A 15106-nucleotide genomic window follows, 5' to 3' on the forward strand; every position below is an offset into this window, starting at 1 on the left:
TACCTATACACTTAAATAAAAGTTTAGAATGGACTCTTTAGATCATTTCAAATTATTAATAATAAGTTTTATAACAAACGAATGCGATCTTTAAATCTTGTTATAAATTGCTGATTCCAATCATCACCACCAGTTGCATTTCCACTTTTCCAAATAGGTGGTTCAAAATCTTCATTTGATAAAATATTGACCGTTTCAATCACCAGTGAATTTAAAATAAATGAATTAGCAAATGTCGACATCGCTGCAATTTTTTGAGTAATCCCTTCAACTTCCATCACTGCGTCACCCACTTGTACATTACAATCAAGGACAATATCAGCAACCTCACACAAATTTTTCTTTGAAGGGTGTCTTGCTGGGTGGTCTTTAGGCGTTGCTTCAGCATGAGCAATAGATGTTACAGCAATAACTGTAACCCCTTTATCTTTAGCTCCCAGCGCTAAATCTAATATTGCCGCATTAATTCCATAAGCATTAATAAGAACCATCACATCGCCATTGTTCATTGGATTATTATCCAACACAATTTTTCCGTAATCAGGTAAACGTTCAATCGCCATTGAGCGTAATGCCCCATTTGTTAATAATGTACCCTCATCCATAATTGGATTAATATGCATTAAACCACCAGCACGGAAAAATATTTCTTGTGTAGCTAAATTTGAGTGTCCACCCGATGCTGCAACATGAATTAACTTATCTTGTTTGATCTCATCAGCTAATAGTCTTGCTGCTTTGAGAACACTTTCATGATTATTATTATGAAGGCTGTCTAAATGTGAAACGATTTTATCTAAGTATTGTTTTGATAGATTCATGATGTATTAAGCCGTGTAAACGACATCTCCTGCAATAATTGTTTGTTTTACTTCTAATCGTCGTTTATTTTTATTTAGAACGACTAAATTAGCTAATTTACCTTTTTCAATTGAACCTACTTGATTAAAACCCATATATTTTGCTGGATTTAAACTGACTAGATCCCATGCTTCACTTGGTGTGCAAAGTTCTGATTCAATTAAAAAATTCACACAATCTAATGTTGATTGGGCAGATCCGGCAAGTAGTTCAGGATTTGAAGCTAAATGTAACTTACCTTCCTCAGTTAAGATAACCTCTCCACCAATATGCGTGATATAAGAGCCTGGATCCATGCCTCCAAATGCGGTCGTATCACTAGTGACAAACACTTTTCCTTTTTTAGCTCTTAGAATGACCTTTAACAAGGTTGCAGGTAAATGAAAGCCATCTGCAATCACGCCACTCCATAAATCATCCTCAGCCAATTGCTGCCAAATATAGTTATGATGTCTATGAATTTGTAATTCACAACCATTACCTAAGTGGGTAGACATAGAAGCACCCAAATTAACTGCTCGATGAATTTGATCTGGTGATGCCGCACTATGCCCAATTGCAACTTTTATGTTGTTATTGGTGCAATAGTTTATTGTCTCATCTAAGCCTAAGTCCCACTCTGGCGATAATGTTAATATCTTTAAAGCACCTTCCGATAACGTATTCCACTTTTTAATTAATTCAACATTAGGCGCTTGCACATAATTTAAATTATGTGCACCACGAGGACCATCTTTAGGAGAAATAAAAGGTCCTTCTAAATGATAACCAACAATAGCATCAGAAAGTGTTTTATCGCTATTTTTGATTCTATTTAAATCTAAAATCAACGAGCTAATATTATCATCACTATTGGTAATAATTGTTGGGCAAAAACTCGTTACACCCTTAGAGAATAATTGGTATGCACTATGTAATAATTCATTATCATTTAATGGTAATGTATTATAATCAACACCAGCATAACCATTAACTTGTAAATCAACCATTCCTGGCGCAATTATAGGTAAGCTTTCTAGATCATCCGTTTCAAAAGTTTCAACTTTTGTAATTAGTCCATCATTACAATAAATTTTAATGGGTAATTCTTTAAATGTTTTTCCTGTTAAAATCATATAAAATCAGCACCCGAATCTGCATCTAAATATAAATAAGCATTAGAGTGATTTCTTAGAATTGATGCAGGAAGATCCTCATTAATCCCCTCATTCAACATCCTTGTAATCGCATTTCTTTTCGTCATTGCAGGTACAATGCACACCATATACTTTGCAGAAAATAATGTTGGGATTGTTAGGGTCAAAGCATGAGTCGGTACTTCGCTTAATTCATCAAAACATTTATCATTAACTTGTTGTTGACGGCATAATTCATCGAGTTTAACCGGTTTAACAACTTTTGAATCAGTGAAATCAGCAACCCATGGGTCATTAAATGCAATATGACCATTCTCCCCCACACCAAGACAAACTAAATCAATAGGCGCTTCATTTAAAAGTTCACTATAACGAATACATTCCGCTTCGGCATCAGATGAGTCTGCTTTAATAAAGTGGGCTTCTTTAGGTTTAACGTCATCTAATAAATTTTCTTTAATATAAGAGCTGAATGATTGTGGCGATTCGCTTGGTAAGCCCGTATATTCATCCATATGAAAAGCAACAACTTTAGACCAATCGATATCTTGATGCTCTTTTAAACTCATCAAAAACTCATTTTGAGAAGGTGCTGATGCAAAAATAATTCGAATTGTATCTTGTTTATTTTGCAACGCTACAAGAATTTCTCTGACTTTCTGAGCCGCTGCATGCCCCATAGAACAACGAGTGTTATAAACTTCAAATTGTAATTTATCCTGTTTTTTCAATGTTATTAACTCGCTCATCATTTACTCTCTAGTATTAAATTTTTAAATTGTATTTTTAAACTATTTTCTACATCTGGCAATAGCGTAGATTTCAAATAAAAATAGTAGGCTGAATCATTAGGTTCATAGCCCCCTTCTTCTATTTGTTTTTTAGTTGGAATGTACCCCAACATGCCATTACTATACCCCACACATAAAATGTCTTTGTCGATATACTTTGAAATATATTGTTGATATGCATTCACGACTTCAGCATTAATCGTTAATAATTTTATTACGTTACCAATATTTAAATAGGATATAGTTGCTTTATTATTCTCGGTTTGATCTTTTCCTTCTTGAATTTGACTTAATTGGTGATTTGCCCATTCCCAATATATCTCTGTTGGTTTAAATTTAGATTTAAATTCAACCAATTCGTTTTCATTCATTAATCTCGAAAAAGGTAATTCAACACTTTTTTGGTTAAAGTACTCTACATCGTCAGTTTCTATCTTCTGAGATTTATTTAAGGCGTTTAAATATTGAATCGCGATTTTCTTACCTAATTCAATAATATCACTATAAGATCCTCGATAGAACTTACCATCGTTTATCAAATTAGGTCTTATATCTCCACAAAAACCTTGTAAATATAGACAGACTGATAATGGGTACGCTTTTTCCAATTCATCACAAACAACACCAGGATACTCTCCTGAAAGGATGTTATCTCCAGAAATGGTTGGATGACACTGTCCATGAAGAAGAACGGCTTGAGTCGTTCCTTCTTCATTTACAAATTTCAGTAATTTAACCTTTTTATCAATATACTCATCATAGTTTGGCGCCATTAAGACGGTTCGATCAGAATTAACCACTCTACGATAAATCGCCATATCACACTGACTATCTGCTTCTTCTATAGTGACGTCAGTTAAATTATCAATTGCTTTTTTTATACCAATAATGACTTTATCAGCAATAAAATTACAATAATCCACATTAAACTCACCTAATTTAGGAGAGTGATCACTCGAAGTTTGAAAACTAGAGTGCGTATGTGTCGCGGTTAAAGTTACTGATAAATGTGATAATTGTTGATCAGCCTCTATCTGTTTTTTAATTAGACTATTTAAGTATTCCCCAACAAATAAAAGTTCTAAGCTGACAATGGCATTCTTGTTATTAAGAACAAAACAACGTGCATAAACATGATACCCAATACGCTCATACTTATCAGTTCTAAAATCAAAACCACCTAGTTTCAAGGGTTTTGTTGGCGTAATGTTTACTTTACTAACACCAATCCTCATTATGACACCTTATACAAACGTTCTATTATCAATTGGAAATTACGCATAATATGAAATGGGTCTTTAACAGGTAAAGCAACGACTTTATCTAATGGTTTACCCATTCTATCTCGAATTTGTATCCACTCACCATTCACTCTGTCTGGAAATGTATCTAACACATATTGCTCTGTTTTCTGATACATTGATAATAGTTCTTCATCGCCTGTAAATTTATATAGTAAAATTAAAATATATAAAGCTTCTGAATGCACCCACCAGATTTTTGTATCCCAAGTATCCATGATGAGTTTTTCATAAGGATCAGAACCTAATAATTCACCTTCAGGCTGAATGCCATCAACCGATGTATATCGATATATACCGCCGTATTGATTATCCCATCCCATTTGCCACATTTTTTTTGTGACTAGAGTTATTTTAGGTAAATAATGATCTAAACAACCAAGAAGTTCTGCCGCATGAAAACAAAACCACATATTTTCTAATGTATGTCCTGGCGTTTTATGCTTTGCCAATAACGTATCCCTATTAGACCCACTTGTTCTCATCTCATAGGGAAGTAATGTATCTTGTTGGTGAAACTCATTAAAAATACGCGTTAAGCTCTTCTCACACTCAACCGTTAAATACTCTAGCTCACTATGCTTCATGATTTGAGCATATCTCAGTAGCTCGCCGACTAAACCTAGCATGATCATCTCATAAGCATAAGGTTCAAAGCCTTCTGGTGCTGGGTAAGGCTCACTTCTAATATTACCATTAGCAAGCCTACCCCTTATTTGCTTGTACATAGAAAGCGCCTTTTCAAAAAAAGAACCATCCTTAGAAACAAGCGAGTACTCACAAAATCCAATAGCAACAAAACAATCAGCGTAAAATGAGGTATCAAACCCCTCGCCATCAACAGGTTCTAATTTCTTACCTTCTTTGCTTAATATAAATGCACAATGTCCATTCTCTAAAAAAGCATTATCCAATAAAAAATTCGCTGTCTTTTTTGCTTGAGTCAAAAAAGCATCTGCATCACCTTTACATACACCATTTTGAACCAGTGTAGCTTGACGACTCCAATTCCAAAGAAAACGACCTTGTGACCAGGTGAATTTATTTTCACTTAGTAATGTTTGACCATCATTGCTATAACAAGTGAAAATACCACCTAAATCTTTATCTAGTCCTTTCATCCAAAACGGAAGAATATTTGTTTGTAGTTCATTATTCCAAATATTAAATAAATGCTTAGGTTGGTTTTGTGAGTGACTCATAACTACTTACTCTCAGCTAAATTTAACGTTGCTTCTGGTTCATCTTTACTTAATTTCACCATTAACTCTTCAATTTCAGGGCGTAAAGCAAATCGACGATTATAAACAGCAGCGACACTAAAGAAGATAAGAGAACAGATAACTGGACCACCAATAGAAAGTGCCATCGATGGATCTGTAATAAATAACTTAGTACCAACAAATACCGATAAGCCAACAGCCATTGAACCTAGTGCAGACTTCGAACCACAATGCTTATAGAACGGTAATAACCCAAGAACCATCGGTATAGACGCAGGTCCAATCAATCCACCAAACCAAACTAGGATTAAACCAATAATGCCACCAAAATGATCTTTATTTAAAGCAATGAATATAGTAACCAAGGTAAATGTAAAGGTTACAATTCGAGCGACTTTTAACGGAGTTTCACCATTTTCATTTTTAAACTTCTTACTAAACAGAGGCAAAATATCGCGTGACAAAACAGAACTGATGGCATTAGCATCAGAAGCAACCATTGATAATGTTGCTGCAAACATTGAAGCTAATACAATACCTACAAATCCAGCAGGTAAGTATTTCACTGTCAGCATTGAATAAATCTGAGTTTGCTCACCACTAGCAAGATCAGGAATTAATAATGGAGCCGCCCACATTGGAGCAAATAAAATTAAAGGCCAAATAATATAAAGTGCAGATGAAAGGAACATCGCTTTTCTAGCATGACTTCCGTTTGGAGATGCTATGAATCTAGATGCTAGGTTCCATGTACCACCTGTATAACTTAAAAATATAACTAAGCTAAAACAAATAAAGAAAGCAGGCGTATATTTATCATTAAACCAATCACCATTGCCAATCGGTAGCTGATCCCACATAGTGAAATAGTCTGTACCTATAGACCCTAATTGGTTTTGAATAATGAAGAACATCGCTAAACCAGCTGCAACTTGTACGATAAACTGGAAGAAATCATTCATCGTATCAGCCCATAAGCCACCTACTGTTACATAAAGCATAGCAACAATACCAGCAATCATAATGCCGTAATGAATTGGCACACCAGCAAACCCATAAAGAAGCAGACCAATTGCAGCGTACTTACCCGCAGTGTCAAGCAATTTCAACAGAACACCCAGCCAAGCTATAACTTGTTGAGTTTTAACATCATATCTCATTTTTAAATATTCAGTAGGAGACTGTATATTTAAGGCATTACGCAATCGAGCCCAACGTGGAACCACCAACCAAGCCCCCACAAAGCATGCTAGGGCAACATTTAATGCCCACCAGATATAAAGGTTAAAGCCAGTTGCATAAGCTATAGCTGCATAGCCAGTAAACACAACACCTGAGTACCCAGATACATGATGTGAAACACCAGCTAACCACCAAGGTAATCCACCACCCGCTACATAAAAATCTTTTGAACCACTAATTCTTTTATAAGCATTGAATCCAATGCCAACCATAACTAGAAAAAACGCGATTAACGCCACCCAATCAAGAAACTGCATTTTACATCCCTATATTTAATCTAAATTAAAATTACTTATCTGACTGTCAAACTCATTCAAATAATCAATCTTTCCACTATTAGACTACATTAATTACACCACCTGTAAATAATGTTATTTACAGTCGGTGTAATTAATTTGACGTGTATCACTAGGATGTGTCTTTTTGCTCTATATTCTGTGATCTATGTAAAGACTTTCACATTACTTTGTAGTTAAAATCACCAGTGATTGATTTAAATCAATCACTGGTAATATATTGTTATAATTATTAATTACAGGTATTATATTTAAAATGTTTCTTTTTTATAGTAGTCATTCGTGCATTCTGTTAGCTTATCAACACAAAGAAAAATAACTCTTTTTAATCAGATCGTTATGGGTTTTTGTAACAAAAAACTCTATACACGAAAGAGTTTAACAATAATTAATAAATATCGTGCAGCAACGGTTACGGAGTTGATTACTGACCTTTTAGAAAAGGACTTAATTAAAGAGGATATAAAATCACATCCTTCGCGACCTGGTCGTCCTGAAGTATGTTTAATTCCCAATATGAACCGACTCAATACGATATATATTCATATTGATGCTCAAACTATAATAGCATCTATTGTGAACATTTCAGGATTAACCACCCATACAACTAACATTGAAATTAATAATAACAAAATTTCAGCTAATCATTTATTAAATATAATCAATGACCTTATTAACGATTTACTTTCACTTAAAGAAGCATCATTAGGTATCTTAGGCATAAATATCTCTCTTCCCGGTGTTATAGATAAGAAAAATAAAATTTGGAAACATTCTAATCGCTGGCCATTAGCACAAGAGATCGACTTCAAATCATTGGAAAGTAAATTATCTTTACCCATTTATTTAGTAAAGAATCTTCAATCTGAATTAAAATCTTATATTTCAGAATATAATGAGCTACAAAATAGCGATATATTATATATTCATTGGGGTGAAGGCATTGGTTCTGCTAGTTATATTAATAATAGAATTTATAATAATAATCGAGGGCTTTTTGGAGAAATAGGGCAAACAATTATAGATAGTGATAACAATACACTAGAGAGTAAATCATCATTAAAAGCTTTAAAACCCGACTTAACAAGTATTCTTAATGAAGTGCCTATAAATGAGAAAATTTGTGCAGATTTAATAAAAAACAAATCACTCAATGAGCTAACATGCATTAAAAAGGCAATAAAACATCTTGCTAGATCCATGGCAAACTCATACTTAATACTATTCCCAGATACAATAATATTATCCGGTCCTTTTGTTCAGAATAAAGATATATTAGATAAACTCAAGGAAGAAATCCTAGAACATATACCAAGCTACTATGATTCAAAGATAAATTTCATCATCAATAATCAAGGTTCAGAAAATGAGTTAAAAGGGACTATTCACCCATTTTTTGAATATTATTTACTTGAACAGTTAACTAATAGTCATTAAGCCATATATAGAATTCAATGAATTAACTATTTAAAACTGACACTTTCACCGTCCGCGGTTAAAATCTCTACGCGTTCAGGTTTGCCTTTTTTATCAAGATAAAGTTCTCCAATTGCACAACGGTTAATCAATCGATTAAAGTTTTTGGTACTCGGCTCCCTTTTTTTAATTAACAAACGTTTACGTTTAGTTAAAATATTCAATGGTGAATAGGCAGAATAAAGCACTCTATCCATAAAATCGCACACTCTTAGTAACTTGTTAGGAAACTCATTTTTAAAGCCACTGCAAGTAATTTGGTAGATATTAAATTGTCCTTTATTCATTCTCAGCGTAATGTCATAAGCAAAGGAATAATGGACATCACCAGATAAAATGACAAAATTAGTTGGCGTTTTAGTATGAGTGAAGATATTCAATAGCGTATTAGCTGACCCTGGATGTGCCATCCAATTTTCAGCATCGATCAATAAAGGTTGCCCTAAAATAGTCATTCCCTTCTGAAGCATTTCAATAAACTTCACCCCAAACATTGGGGCAGCAGAAACAATAATCACAGCATCTTGATCTAATAACTCCTGTTGCATTTCAATTAACGCTTCCCAATCCATCAAGCCTGACGGTTTACTCATTTTCGACTCTGAACGCCAACGTCGAGTACGCGTATCTAACACCACAATTTTAGGGTGAGTATTGATGGTATAATGCCAGCGTTCAAAACGAAACAATAGGTCAATAAACGCTTTCTTATCCTCTATTTGTTGATGAGTTATATAATTTTGTGCTTGCTGAATAAAATTTGGGTCAAACCTTTCAGGTGCATTCCCCCACCCTTGGCAAAGCCAATAACTTGCTAAACCGTTAGTAATGATCTGTCTTGAAAAAAGATTTTGATAACTGGCATACTCCCATGCCGCAGTTAAATTCCAATCATCCGTAATGTCATGGTCATCAAAAATCATATAGGTTGGAATATGCGCCATTAAACGACGCACATAGGGTAAACCAGCAACAAATTCTTCAATTATCACTTTTTCTTGACGATAAACCTGTTGCCATTTTTCAGATAAGATCGTATCTCCACACTTAAATTCATGCTGTTCTAGTCGATCAAGATCAATAAACTGCCATAATGTAGGAGACCAAACTAACAAATACATCGCAAAGTATTCACCAAAGGTGATGAGATGATTCTCACACTCAGAAGAGGTAAAAATAGCACGTCGTTTAGGCACCAATTTATTACTTAACGTTTCACTGTTTTCTTTAAAAGTGGGAAGTAACTTTTCTCTTTGATAGAAATTAAATGAGTCTTGATAGAGTTGTTGACTAGTTTGGACACCTTCCGAATTCTCAAAATTTTCATCATACAAACCTAATAGAGCAATCACTTGCTGAATAGCATCAAGCATTGGCCCTGCAACATGATCAGCATAAATCTGGTCGCCACTCATCATCAATAATGACGGACGCTCAGAGATAGTTTGAGTTTTAACTTTGAGATCAGCGGTAACGAGACTATCTTTACCAGGAAAGTGTGGATTACGACAAGAGCCATGTAAAACATAATCTGCATCAGATTTAATAATAAAAGTGGGTCGCGATTCAGCTTCATACATTAAATCAGGAATTAACGCACCAAGATCGCCACAGCTTGTTTCTATTTGATATTGCAAAGGTATATTCTCGGGAAATTCCCCACTAAGTTGAATCAACGTCACCCAAGCTGCCTGTCCAACCTGAATAGATTGATGGCTTACAAATTGAGTATAAAAAGCAATCGACTCACCCTCATAATATAAGGAGACCATAGCCTCAAGCTCTTTACTTGTCACTAACCAAAGAGTGATCGATGAATTGGTCACTTTTCTCAATAAAGGACCACAAATGATTGTCGGGAGATGACTATTTTCTTTGTTACATTTTTGTTTATTTTTAATCATTTTTATAATAAAACTCTTCAGTGGAAATCAAAACTACCGACTGTAATAATTCATAATTAATTAATTTTATACATAATGTTGCTTATATAATCCAGTAATAGCTTTAAAAAATGCCAAATTAGAGTAATCACTCTGCGGTATTCTTCGACGGAGATCAAATTTTTCCGCCTCATTCCAAGGTACAATAAGCTATTGTTTTTAATGATATAAAATTCATGACTAAGTATGTCAAAAAATTAACATAGGACGTTATCCACATGTCAGAATTAATGAAATTACAGCCCACTATCTTACACTTCACAAAGATGTTATCTCTGGTACTTAAAGTTGATATTGAGATAATAGATTCTGATTTAGTTCGAGTCGCTGGCACCGGTCCTTATGGTAAGAATTTTGGTCAAAAACTCAATACAAGTTCACGACTATTTCGTTATGTGTTAGATACAAAAGAAGAAAAAGTCGTTATCAAACCTCGAATTGATGCATTATGTACAGATTGTAAAGATCAAGGTTGTTGTAAAGAGAGTGCCTTTTTAGGTGTACCTATCTTAATGAATGAACGTTGCATCGGCGTCATTAGTCTTGTTGCCTTCACTGCAAAACAACAAGCGCATATTAGAGATAACGTTCAAACCTTTTCTAGTTATGTCCGTCATATTGCACAAGTATTTGTAACCAATATTATTGAAGATAACAAAGGAAATACCCCTATTGACTCACTTTTTATCAGTTTAATTGAAAATATGGATCAAGGCGTTTTAGTATTAAATGATAACAACTTTGTTCAATTTGGTAATCAAAAAGCCCTAGATATCCTCAATTTAACATCGGAGAAAATCAATTCTACGCCCATTAATATCACTTCAGCTTCAATAGACAATCATGATCTTGAAGGCCACCAGCAACACGTTATTGCTTTTGATGATCATCAAGAATTAGTGCTTGGGTTATTTCATAACATTCAAGGTCAAAAGTTGTTTTTAATGGCTTTTAATCAACCCAACAATGCGGTTAAAACTGACCTGCCAAAAGCGTTAAAATTCGATTCTGTTATTGGTGAATGTCAGCAAATGCAGGCAATAAAGCGCTTAATTGGTCGAATAGCTAAGAGTCCATCAAGCGTATTGATCAATGGCGAAAGTGGAACAGGTAAAGAAGTCATTGCCAAGGCAATTCATATTAATAGTGAGCGTCAAGACCATCCATTTATTGCAATCAACTGTGCTGCCATTCCAGAGCAATTATTGGAAAGTGAATTATTTGGTTATGTTAAAGGTGCCTTTACCGGAGCATCATCTAAAGGAAAGATTGGTCTGATTCAAGCTGCAAATAGTGGCACCCTTTTTCTTGATGAGATTGGCGATATGTCAATGACGTTGCAGGCTAAATTATTGCGTGTCCTTGAAGAACGAGAAGTCATGCCTATCGGAGCAAATAAGTCAGTACCGGTTAATATTCGAGTTCTTTCGGCCACCAATAGAGATTTTTCAAAGATGATTGAGGAAGGTAACTTCCGTGAAGATCTCTATTATCGCTTAAATGTTATCCCTATTTTCTTGCCTCCTCTACGTGAGCGTGCAGGTGATATAGACAAACTCCTTGTTGCATTTTTAAAAGCGCATAGTCGACGCCTTAATATCCCAGTGCCTCCGATGACATCAACGGTCGAAAATATTCTTAATGCCTATAAATGGCCAGGTAATGTCCGAGAGTTAAGTAATTTAATTGAATACTTAACGAATGTAGTGCCTGAAGGTGAACCTATTGATACCGATCTACTTCCTCCTTATATCAGTTCTATTGAGGTAAAAGAAAAACCAGTATCAAATATTAATATCATCAAAACCTATTCACAAACAGATGAAACTTTACAAGATATTGAAGCTGAGAAAATCAAAGAGACGTTATTAAGAGTTAAAAATAGAAAGCTGGCAGCCGCTGAATTAGGGATTGGTGTTGCGACACTTTACCGAAAAATAAAAAAATACGAACTCAATAGCATTAAGTTCTAAGCAAAATAATTATAAGCGTAAAATAATTTTCAATTATTAGACAATAACAAACGAGATCCCACAGACGTAACGATATTAAGTTTGTGGGTTAACTGAACTCAGCAAATAACCTAACTAAAAAATTTAAATCAAAGGCGTATCATTTTTCGCTTAGCAATAATGAAGTAAGGCTATATCCTCTCTTAACCTCCTTAACTCTCATCTTCTAAAGCCTTTCATGGTCGAATATTCACGATAATCCCCTAAGCCTTGAGTTCAAATCAACTTTGATACTCAACCATACCCCTAAACCATTTGAATAAATACTCAGTTAAAGTAAATAAATATCGAAAAATGTAAATGGTATGATATGTATTTAACAAAAATTAAACCATTATATTGATGAAGATCAATGTTTTACAATCAAATCTAAGTTAAGTGACGACAAGTCAAGTTTACAAGGTATGATGTAAAAATTGATTCACTTTAGTATAGATCATTAAATTATTTTGATAACTAAATTGGAAATAATTTCATTTCAGCAAGGAGCATAATATGAAATCCCCTTTTATAATCACCAATATTACCCTTTATAATATTGATGAAAATAAAAGCTACGTCGCTTTTATAGAAATAAATAATGCCTTTATTGCAAGAGCTTACAGCACAGAGTTAGAATCGAACACCCTTATTATTCAAGATAGTGTCGATGAATATTTTGCCATTAGTGATCAATGGCAGCGCGATGCATATACTCACCTTTCAGAAAAAGAAGTTGAACTAGAATTAGTCAGCGAAGGCTTTAAAAACAATTTTGATTGGTTATCAAAAAATGCCAGTTTAGTTTTGTGAATTTCTCTTTCATCAGCAAAATATAATGAGCATTATCAGAATATTAATACTAAATAACAGTCTTTTAATGTTTTGAATAGAAATAGAAAGTAGCAATAATGTAATTGCAGTGTTAAATTAAATCCCTATTTACACGGAGGTTAAATATGTATTTAAAAATACGCAACACACTTATAGTTAGTTCTCTACTTTTACTCCCTCAAACGTCAGTATTGGCAAATAATAATGCCACAGGCCAGATTGCCGACTCAGTTGCACCTGAAGTCAGCAGTGGTCTTGAAGAAAAAGCGTTAGTTCATGCCAAGAAATGGATGGTCACCGCAGCAAATCCTTTAGCCTCACTAGCTGGTGCAGATGTTCTTGCTAAAGGTGGTAATGCGATTGATGCAATGATTGCTATTCAGTTGACCTTAGGACTTGTTGAACCTCAGTCGTCGGGTATTGGTGGCGGCGCATTTCTAGTGTATTGGGATGCAGATAAGAGCCAATTAACCACATTTGATGGTCGAGAAACAGCCCCGATCAATGCCACCCCCCAACTATTTTTAGATGAAAATGGTCAACCTCTAAAGTTTTATGACGCGGTTGTCGGTGGTCGTTCTGTTGGGACTCCTGGTACTGTTAAGCTCATGTGGGAAACTCATCAAAAATATGGAAAAACAGATTGGAAACAGTTACTTCAACCGACTATCAAGCTTGCTAATGATGGTTTTATAATTAGTCCGCGTCTTGCGACATTGATATCTCAAGATAAAGATCGTTTAAGCCGTTTTTCAACGACAAAAGCCTATTTCTTCGATTCAAATGGTGACCCCAAACAAGCAGGTACACGCTTAAAGAACCCAGAATACGCCAAAACACTTCAAGCCATCGCAAAAGGTGGTGCAGATGCATTTTATAAAGGTGAAATAGCCAACAATATTGTTGATACTGTACAAAACCAAACCAATAACAAGGGTGTTCTTAGTCAACAGGATTTTGATAATTATCAGATAAAACAACGTCCAGCTGTCTGCTCTGAGTACCAAATTTATGATGTTTGTGGAATGGGACCTCCCAGTTCTGGTGCATTAACGGTCGGCCAAATATTATCAATGACCGCTAAGTTCGATCTGAAATCGTGGGGCGCCTTAAATCCAAAATCTTGGCAAGTCATTTCAGATGCTTCTCGTTTAGCCTTTGCCGATCGAGGTCGTTACATGGCAGATAGTGATTATGTTCCTATGCCAACAGAAGGACTTGTCGATAGTGGCTATATGGCTCAACGAGCTAAATTAATCACTGCCGGTAAAGCATTAACAACCGTTGAACCAGGAACGCCACCTTGGCAACATGCTCAACGTCAAAGTGATGATCAATCAATCGAATTACCTTCGACCAGTCACTTTAACGTCGTTGATCAATTTGGCAATGTTATATCAATGACGACAACGATAGAGAATGGTTTCGGATCACGTTTAATGACTAACGGCTTTTTATTAAACAACGAATTGACTGATTTCTCATTTAAAACTCATAGTAATGGGTACCCAATCGCTAATCGAATCGAACCCGGGAAACGTCCAAGATCTTCGATGGCTCCAACGATTGTAATGAAAGATGATGCGCCTTATATGGCAATTGGCTCACCAGGTGGCAGTCGTATCATTGGATATGTTGCTCAAGCAATTATTGCTCATACACAGTGGGATATGGATATTCAACAAGCCGCTTCACAGCCTCACTTATTGAATCGTTTTGGTACATTAGATATCGAAAAAGGAACCAATGCGGAGTCTTTTGTCTTACCTTTACAAGAGATGGGAATCAAAACCAATATTAGAGACCTTAATTCAGGTCTACATGCGATTCGAATCACTAAAGATGGTTTAGAAGGCGCGGCTGATCCACGTAGAGAAGGTGTTGCTATCGGGCAATAATTTAGATTCATCTGAAATAATTTCAATGATGAAATTTAAAATAACAAATAAAAAAGAGTCGATTTATTGACTCTTTTTTATTTTATGAAAATCACTTGATAACTTTCAGGTAAT

The 15106-nt window shown here is 34.9% G+C and carries 11 protein-coding genes; 4 read left to right on the top strand and 7 right to left on the bottom strand.

From position 1 onward, the window contains the following. Positions 1-68: 68 nt before the first annotated feature. From L0B53_RS14755 to L0B53_RS14780, 6 genes are read right to left on the bottom strand one after another with little or no spacing between them, the layout of a single operon-like run. A complete protein-coding gene (locus L0B53_RS14755; RefSeq protein ID WP_235060364.1) occupies positions 69-821 on the bottom strand; it encodes a sugar isomerase domain-containing protein in 753 nt (250 codons plus the stop codon). 6 nt (positions 822-827) lie between these two features. Continuing rightward, on the bottom strand, positions 828-1976 hold the full coding sequence (locus L0B53_RS14760; RefSeq protein ID WP_235060365.1) for an N-acetylglucosamine-6-phosphate deacetylase: 1149 nt from the start codon (positions 1974-1976) through the stop codon (positions 828-830). Beyond that, entirely contained in the window at positions 1973-2749 is a 777-nt protein-coding gene (locus L0B53_RS14765) for a glucosamine-6-phosphate deaminase (protein ID WP_235060366.1), read from the bottom strand. Before L0B53_RS14765 ends, L0B53_RS14760 begins: the two co-directional genes overlap by 4 nt. Further along, a complete protein-coding gene (locus L0B53_RS14770) occupies positions 2746-4023 on the bottom strand; it encodes a neutral/alkaline non-lysosomal ceramidase N-terminal domain-containing protein (protein WP_235060367.1) in 1278 nt (425 codons plus the stop codon). The genes L0B53_RS14765 and L0B53_RS14770 overlap by 4 nt, the downstream gene beginning before the upstream one ends. After that, entirely contained in the window at positions 4023-5291 is a 1269-nt protein-coding gene (locus L0B53_RS14775) for an AGE family epimerase/isomerase (RefSeq protein ID WP_235060368.1), read from the bottom strand. Before L0B53_RS14775 ends, L0B53_RS14770 begins: the two co-directional genes overlap by 1 nt. A 2-nt stretch (positions 5292-5293) precedes the next feature. Further along, positions 5294-6811: a sodium:solute symporter family protein gene (locus L0B53_RS14780; RefSeq protein ID WP_235060369.1), complete on the bottom strand. Its 1518-nt coding sequence runs from the start codon at positions 6809-6811 to the stop codon at positions 5294-5296. A 321-nt stretch (positions 6812-7132) separates the two neighbouring features. Here L0B53_RS14780 and L0B53_RS14785 point away from each other — a divergent pair, with 321 nt between their 5' ends. Further along, on the top strand, positions 7133-8287 hold the full coding sequence (locus tag L0B53_RS14785) for an ROK family protein (protein ID WP_235060370.1): 1155 nt from the start codon (positions 7133-7135) through the stop codon (positions 8285-8287). A gap of 26 nt (positions 8288-8313) precedes the next feature. On the opposite strand, the gene L0B53_RS14790 is transcribed toward L0B53_RS14785, so the two are convergent. Continuing rightward, positions 8314-10230, bottom strand: a complete 1917-nt coding sequence (locus L0B53_RS14790) for an alkaline phosphatase D family protein (protein WP_235060371.1) — start codon at positions 10228-10230, stop codon at positions 8314-8316. A 257-nt stretch (positions 10231-10487) separates the two neighbouring features. Between L0B53_RS14790 and L0B53_RS14795 the strand changes: the two genes are divergently transcribed. From L0B53_RS14795 to ggt, 3 genes are all read left to right on the top strand, one after another. Beyond that, a complete protein-coding gene (locus L0B53_RS14795; RefSeq protein ID WP_235060372.1) occupies positions 10488-12242 on the top strand; it encodes a sigma-54-dependent Fis family transcriptional regulator in 1755 nt (584 codons plus the stop codon). A 534-nt stretch (positions 12243-12776) separates the two neighbouring features. After that, entirely contained in the window at positions 12777-13073 is a 297-nt protein-coding gene (locus L0B53_RS14800) for a hypothetical protein (RefSeq protein WP_235060373.1), read from the top strand. Positions 13074-13219: 146 nt separating this feature from the next. After that, positions 13220-14992: a gamma-glutamyltransferase gene (gene ggt / locus L0B53_RS14805; RefSeq protein WP_235060374.1), complete on the top strand. Its 1773-nt coding sequence runs from the start codon at positions 13220-13222 to the stop codon at positions 14990-14992. The last annotated feature ends 114 nt before the right edge of the window (positions 14993-15106 follow it).

Origin of the sequence: Vibrio sp. SS-MA-C1-2, from assembly GCF_021513135.1 — a bacterium.
In the GTDB taxonomy this organism is placed as follows: domain Bacteria; phylum Pseudomonadota; class Gammaproteobacteria; order Enterobacterales; family Vibrionaceae.

Coding starts and splice junctions, on each gene's coding strand:
- L0B53_RS14800 (WP_235060373.1), top strand. CDS start 12,777: ATGAAATCCCCTTTTATAATCACCAATATTACCCTTTATAATATTGAT.
- L0B53_RS14790 (WP_235060371.1), bottom strand. CDS start 10,230: ATGATTAAAAATAAACAAAAATGTAACAAAGAAAATAGTCATCTCCCG.
- L0B53_RS14765 (WP_235060366.1), bottom strand. CDS start 2,749: ATGATGAGCGAGTTAATAACATTGAAAAAACAGGATAAATTACAATTT.
- L0B53_RS14770 (WP_235060367.1), bottom strand. CDS start 4,023: ATGAGGATTGGTGTTAGTAAAGTAAACATTACGCCAACAAAACCCTTG.
- ggt (WP_235060374.1), top strand. CDS start 13,220: ATGTATTTAAAAATACGCAACACACTTATAGTTAGTTCTCTACTTTTA.
- L0B53_RS14775 (WP_235060368.1), bottom strand. CDS start 5,291: ATGAGTCACTCACAAAACCAACCTAAGCATTTATTTAATATTTGGAAT.
- L0B53_RS14755 (WP_235060364.1), bottom strand. CDS start 821: ATGAATCTATCAAAACAATACTTAGATAAAATCGTTTCACATTTAGAC.
- L0B53_RS14795 (WP_235060372.1), top strand. CDS start 10,488: ATGTCAGAATTAATGAAATTACAGCCCACTATCTTACACTTCACAAAG.
- L0B53_RS14780 (WP_235060369.1), bottom strand. CDS start 6,811: ATGCAGTTTCTTGATTGGGTGGCGTTAATCGCGTTTTTTCTAGTTATG.
- L0B53_RS14760 (WP_235060365.1), bottom strand. CDS start 1,976: ATGATTTTAACAGGAAAAACATTTAAAGAATTACCCATTAAAATTTAT.